3 protein-coding genes are annotated in these 6,614 nt (G+C 51.1%); 1 reads left to right on the top strand and 2 read right to left on the bottom strand.

Features of this window, described 5'->3' with window-relative positions; all coding sequences use genetic code 11:
• On the bottom strand, positions 1–536 hold a 536-nt coding region (aroC, locus tag B3D59_RS09635), incomplete at its 3' end, for a chorismate synthase (RefSeq protein WP_286819352.1).
• Between the two features lie 23 nt (positions 537–559).
• Positions 560–2,038 (bottom strand): sigma-54-dependent transcriptional regulator, encoded by a 1,479-nt coding sequence (locus B3D59_RS09640; RefSeq protein ID WP_286819356.1) that lies wholly within the window; start codon positions 2,036–2,038, stop codon positions 560–562.
• Between the two features lie 210 nt (positions 2,039–2,248).
• Here B3D59_RS09640 and B3D59_RS09645 point away from each other — a divergent pair.
• A partial coding sequence (locus B3D59_RS09645; RefSeq protein WP_286819357.1) for a beta-ketoacyl synthase N-terminal-like domain-containing protein occupies positions 2,249–6,614 on the top strand: 4,366 nt, incomplete at its 3' end.

Genomic DNA, 6,614 nt, shown 5'->3' on the forward strand with positions numbered 1-6,614 from the left:
GCATCCACCATGGCCCGGGTAAGATTTAATCCGTCTGTTTCCGGCGCCTTGATCTGCCCCACCTGGCTGACCCAGGCCACAATATCGATACCCAGTGCGGTTTTTAGCATTTTCTCGGCAATGGCCCCGGCGCAGACCCGGCCAATTGTCTCCCGGGCAGAAGCACGGCCGCCGCCGGAAGAGGCCCGGATACCATATTTTGACTGGTATGTGAAATCCGCATGGGAGGGCCTTGGCACATCTGCCATGGATTTATAATCTCCTGGGCGCTGGTCCTTATTGGGCACAAACAGGCTGATGGGCGTGCCAAGGGTAAGGCCGCGCTCTGTGCCGGACTGGATGGCCACCCGGTCCGACTCCTGCCTGTCCGTTGACACGGCACTCTGGCCCGGTCGTCTGCGGTCGAGCTGGCACTGGATATCGGGCTCAGTCAAAGACATGCCGGGCAGGCAACCGTCCACAACCACGCCGACCCCGGGACAGTGGGATTCACCATAGGTTGACACGCGAAACAATTTTCCAAATGAACTTGACATGGATTTTTCCTTATATGTTTATTTTAATAAACCTGGTCCTGGGAATCAATATACTTCTTCACCGTCCGCCGGTCCAGCCCGGCAATGCGGGCAACTGCCTCATAGGTGCCGTGTTTTTCATACAAGCTTGTGCAATAGTGGATGAGCAGGTCCTGGGCACTGAGACGCCCTTCTTGAATCTGCCGGGTTAACGAATCTGCTTTGGACGCAGGTGTCTCATTGGTTTCATAGGCATTGCGAAGCACCAAACGCCTGACACATTGTTCCAATTCCCGCACATTTCCCGGCCATGGATATGAAAGGGTAAGGCTTCCTTCAATATATTTAAGCACACGCGAGACGATTTCCGGGGATGGCTGCCCCACAATACGGGTCACCGTGTGTGCCAGAAGATCCGAAAGCTCCTCGGGATCTTGTGCAATCCTTTTGTACAGGGGCGGCACCGTGATAATGTCGGAACATAGGCGATAGTAAAAATCATCCCTGAATATCTTCTTTTCCCGGATCTCCCGGATGCTGCGGTTTGTGGCGGCAATGATCCTGCCGTGAAAACGGTGTTTTTCATCGCTTCCCACGGGTGAATAGACCCGCTCCTGAAGCACATTGAGCAGTTTTATCTGAACATGGGTGGACAACTCGCCGATTTCATCCAGAAGAATGGATCCATTGGGGCTGCAACGGCTGAAAACCCCTTTGTGGTCCTTGATGGCCCCTGTAAATGCGCCGCGCACATGGCCGAACAGCTCAGATTCAATAATGGTTTCAGGAAACTGACTGATATTGAGCGTGGTGAAGGTATTCACAAAATTATGGGTGAACTTGTTTTCCTTTTCATCAAAGGGGATATAGCCGGAACGCCCCATGGCCAGGGCTGCGGTTCCCTTGCCCGTACCGGTTTCACCAAACAGCAGGGTGGAGAAATTTTCCATGCGATCCCATAGATACTGGTCGTACATAAGGATGTCGTGGGTGAATACATTCTGCCACAGATCCCGCCGCAGCTGCTGCATACATTGGCTGCGCCCCACCAGATGCCGGAAAATAAAATAATAAGCCCGGCGAAACTGGTACGCCAGGGCAATGAAGCGTCTGCTCTCCTCAATACCGAATCCCCAACCGCGCAGAAGGGTCAGGGCCTCCGGAGCAAAATGCACGTCCAGGGACTCTTCAGTATTATCAAGCTGACGTGTGATCAGCGTGTCGATCTGTTTTCTGAACAGATGAAAAAAGTGAAAGAGCAATGCAGACCGTAAAAAATACTGTTCTTCACCCTTGAAGGCATGAAGATTGATCCTGCCGCGCTTTTCCACCTGGGCCAGTCGATGCCCCACGGCCTGACACGCTTTAAGCACCCTGATCTCTTTGGGGCTATCCGGAGAAACTCCTGCAATTTCGGCTTCCCGCAGAACCCGCTCTCTGCCGAAGGGGTTTGCGGCACCGGCGTAATGAACGCATTTGAAAAAATCCAGTTCTTCGGGCTGAAAAGCGGTTACTTCTTTCATATTTCGATTGGATGGTTAAGTTGTTGTTCAATGATTGTATGACATGAATACAATTTTTGCACAATGATTTATGGCTGAAATTTTATTTTTAGATCAATAATATTTATTTTTATCATATATTCAGTGCGTTGTCATGATATTACAAAAGAGTGGCACGATCTTTGTTTGCATCTTGCCGGATAACACCGAAAAACAACAAGGAGAAGCCCTGTGCTTAATAGAATACTGACCACCCGTCTGCCCCTGCTGGCATATCATCCCCCAAAAACATATGACCTCGATTTTTTTAAAAACATCTGGCTGGCCGGTGCCATGCCTGTTCTGGATACTGAATTTATAGGCACGTCAAAGCTTTCTGATCTGATCGGGCAGCTTAAAAATCAAAATTTGCGCCACGGTATCCGTATTTATGCGGAGGATGAAGAGATATGGGATTATTTTGAACAGCACCCGGCAGATCTGCCCGAATGTGTCATTGTTGCCTACCATAACCCGGATTCACTCATCAAAAGACAAGCCGTAAGCGCTGAGATTTTGATGATGGAAATTTATGAATCCGGACTTGAAACCATCCTAAAAGGCATCAATCCCCATGGGATTATTTTAAAAGGCAGGGAAGCCGGCGGCAGGACCTCTTCCGCGTCAAGCTTCATGCTCAGCCAGTATTATGGCCAAAAAAGCGACTTGCCATATTTTGTCCACGGCGGCGTAGGGTTCCACACGGCACCGGGATTTTTTGCCGCAGGGGCTGCAGGCCTGGTTCTGGATGACCAGCTCTATCTGGCCGAAGACGCACCGGTTTCCGAGGCGTTTAAAGCGGTTCTTAAAAAGATGGAAGAGACCGACACCGTCGTTTTAGACGGCAGCGGCAATACACAACACCGGGTATTTGCCAAACCCGGGACAAAAATTGTCCAGGAGCTGATCAAAAAAATCAGCATTAAAAAAGCAGAGGGACAGAACCTGGATTTCATTAAAACTGAAATTGAACAAAACATGGCATCTCTGGGCCAGGACCATGACACCCCCATGCAGTCCCTGTTCTATCTTGGCCAGGACGCCTCGTTTGCACGGCACTTTGCAAAGCGCGGCAGCCGCCTGGAACAGATGATCCGTGCCCTGTTCTCTTCTGTGGGAGATGCCCTGAATGCTGTGGAGCAATTTGATCCCTTAACGGAACATACATCCCTGGCAAAGGCCCATGGCACCCGCTTTCCCATCACCCAGGGGCCCATGGCCAACATTTCCGACAACAAAGAATTTGCCAAAGCGGTTTACGAAAACGGCGGTCTGCCCTTTTTTGCTTTGGGCAGCCTTCCCGTAGAGATTGCAGACCAAATCCTGCCGGAAAAATCAGATGACCTGCCCGCATTTGGTGCCGGCATGATCGGCATCAAAGCCTTTAACCCCACCCTGGATCATCATCTGGAGCTGATCAAAAAAAAGAAAACCCCGTTTGCGCTTTTTGCCGGCGGCATTCCGTCCCAGATCAATGAATTGGAAGCCTGCGGCACCCGGGCATACCTTCACACCCCCATGCCCGGCGTCCTGAAAAATGCGTTTGAAAAAGGGACAAGGCGTTTTATTCTGGAAGGCAATGAAGCCGGCGGTCATATCGGCAGCTTGTCCAGTATGGTGCTGTGGGAACTGAGCATTGAAACCCTGCTGGATCTTCCTTCGGATCAACGACCGGATGTAAGCGTCCTGTTTGCCGGGGGCATTATCAGCGCAGCCGGGTCCCATTTCATATCCGCCATGACTGCGCTTTTGGCAAAGGAAGGGGTAAAGATCGGCATTCAAATAGGCACAGCCTATCTGTTCACGAAGGAGATTGTTGAAACAGGCGCCTTAACATCCGTCTACCAGCAGGTGGTTCAGGAACATAAATGCACCACCATCATCGGTTCCACCGTGGGGCTTAACTGCCGTACCGCCGACACGACCTTTGCCGGCCAGATGATGAAAAACGAGCATTGCCGTCTGGCAGATGGCACCATGAACTTAGGCGAACGCAAAAGCGCCTTTGAAAAGGATAATTTAGGTTCACTTCTCATCAGCGCCAAAGGCAAAACCCCTGATTTCAATCATAAAAACGACGGTCAATGGATTTTGTACACCGAAGAAGAACAACGGTCAAACGGTAATTTCATGACCGGCGAAGGCCTTGGTTTTTTTGAAACCCAAACCACCATTGCCCGGATCCATGAGGAACTGTTCCTGAAAAAGGATGCGCTGATTGCCAGGCTTGATGCCCTTGAAGTCCTTTTCTCCGCAGACGGTCAGATCAATGATGATATTGCTGTGGTGGGCATGGGATGTGTGTTTCCCGACGCCCATGACACAGATGCCTTCTGGCAGAATATCCTTGATAAAAAATACAGTATTTCCAAGGTACCTGACAATAGATGGGAAGAATCCCTCTACTACGACCCCGATCCAAAGGCCGAAAACAAGTCCTATACACAGATTGCCGGCCTGGTGAATGATTTTCAATTTGACAGTGAACGGTTCGGGTATGCACCGTCCAAGGCATCCAAATTGTCCCGCAGCCAGCAGATGCTTTTGCATGCCGCTTACCAGGCAGTGGAAAACGCAAAACTTTTAGCCGATGACAACCGGCTTGCAACAAAAATACAGAACCGTACGGCGGTTGTTGTGGCCACATGTCTTGGCAATGAAATGGCATCTGATCTGCATTTTAAATATTTTTTTCCGGAAGTTAAAAATTACCTGCGCAGCATGCCTGAATTCAATGCCTTGTCCGAAGCGGAGCAAAATAAAATCATTGACCGGCTACGCGTAAAAATGTCCCAGGGTTCGATTTACGAGCCTGTGCACGGTGTCACCTTGAACATGGAAGCGGCCCGCATTGCATATCATCTGGGCATTACCGGCATCAATTACGTCGTGGATGCCGCATGTGCCACAGCCCTTGCGGCCATTGAGTGCGGAATTCATGAGCTTTTGAGCGGGGCCCATGACATGGTTATTGCAGGCGGTGTCAACAGCAACCTGACGCCGGAATCATTTGTGGGATTCTGCAAAATGGGTACCCTGTCCGCCAACGGGTCATTTCCATTTGATGAACGGGCTGACGGATTTATCCTGGGCGAAGGGGCCGGCGTACTGATCCTGAAACGTCTCAAAGATGCCATCCGGGAAAAAGACACCATCCTTGGTGTTATCAAGGGTATTGCCTCATCTTCCGACGGAAAAGGCAAGGGTATTGCAGCTCCGGATAAAGAAGGGCAGAAATTAGCATTTCAACGCTGTCATGAAAAAATAAAGTCAGAATTCTCCCCCGGCATGGTGCAGTTTATTGAAGCCCATGGAACCGGCACAAAAGTCGGGGATGCCGTGGAGATGGAGACCCTGCGCCAGGTCTATGACGCAGGCGCATCCATTGGCGTATCATCCATTAAATCCCAGATCGGTCATTCGCTCGGGGCTGCCGGCATGGCCGGCATGATAAAAACATTGCTGGCTCTAAACCATCAGATTCTGCCCCCTAACGGCGCATTTGAGAACATCTCTCCGAAAATCGACATCACGGATTCATCCCTGTTTGTCCTGGGAGATGCCAAACCCTGGGATGCGCCGGTCAGTGGCCCGCGCATGGCAGCGGTAAGCGCCTACGGATTCGGGGGGATTAACTACCATGCCGTGGTCAGCGAATTCAACGCGTCAGAGACAACACTGTCCCGTGGAATATTTACGGATCTGGACCATGATCCCAATGATGACAGGATCGTTTTCTCCGGCATGGGTGTTGTTCTGCCAAAGGCCAAAAATAAAGATGCATTCTGGGATGTCATGGTTTCCGGGCAAAAGGCTTACCAGCCCATGCCGTCCGATCGCATGGCCAATGCGTGCTATGCCGAAGAGGACGAAAATTCGGGCTTTCACCTGCCCATGATGAAAAACGGCATTGTTGACGATTTTATTCTGGACCCGAAAACCTTTAAGATTCCGCCTTCAGCCATTAAATACATCGACCGGGCCCAGTTGTTCGGCCTGGATGCCGCAGGCCAGGCCCTTGAACAAGCCCGCATGAATGACAAACTGACCGCAGGTAACAGGATCGGCGTCATCCTGGGTACAATTTCCGGGACCCGGAATGTTGAATCTATTATCAGCACCCGGACTCCGCTGCTCCAGCGCATGATTCGGTCCATCCCGGACGTGGATGCAAATACCCTTTCAGCCATTGCAGACCACGTGGGAGATCTTTTAGGCAAAAAGTATCCGCCCATGAACGGGGACAGCATCCCCGGGATGCTGTCAAACATTGTGTCTGCACGCATATCCAAACATTATAACATCCAGGGAACCAATTTTGTGGTGGATGCTTCATGTGCATCCGCCACCATGGCCTTGAACATGGCGGTTAAAAATTTGCGCGCAGGCAATCTCGATGCCGTGCTCACCGGGGGGGTGGACACCAACCTGTATCCCGGGGTGCTGCTGGCATTCAAACGCCTGGGTATTCTGGCGGAAACGGAACCCAGCCTGTTTGACAATGATGCCAACGGATATGTCATGGGCGAGGGGGCGGCCTGCCTGGTCGTAACCACCT

Source organism: Desulfobacter sp. UBA2225 (assembly GCF_002348205.1).
GTDB lineage: Bacteria > Desulfobacterota > Desulfobacteria > Desulfobacterales > Desulfobacteraceae > Desulfobacter > Desulfobacter postgatei.